Annotated in this window: 1 protein-coding gene; it reads right to left on the reverse strand. The window is 53.7% G+C overall.

Annotated elements, in window-relative coordinates; genetic code table 11:
* Window positions 1-227 (reverse strand): calcium-binding protein (locus tag O4H49_RS20605; RefSeq protein WP_419715248.1); only part of this gene is annotated, 227 nt, incomplete at both ends.

Below are 227 nucleotides of genomic sequence, written 5' to 3' on the forward strand. Positions count from 1 at the left end.
TGGATTTTATCCCGGCCCGCACCGCCGTTATAACGGTCGGCCCCCTGTCCGTTACCTTCAACAAGAAAGGTATCATTACCATCACCACCACGCAGATTGTCATTTCCGGTACCGCCGACAATCGTGTCATCTCCGGCAGAACCCGTGATGGAATCATTTCCCGCACCGCCTTCAATGCGGGCAACATTGGTCAGGGTGGTGTTGCTCAAATCAATCGTGTTGTTCCC

The organism is Kiloniella laminariae (genome assembly GCF_027214005.1).
Taxonomy (GTDB): domain Bacteria; phylum Pseudomonadota; class Alphaproteobacteria; order Kiloniellales; family Kiloniellaceae; genus Kiloniella; species Kiloniella laminariae_A.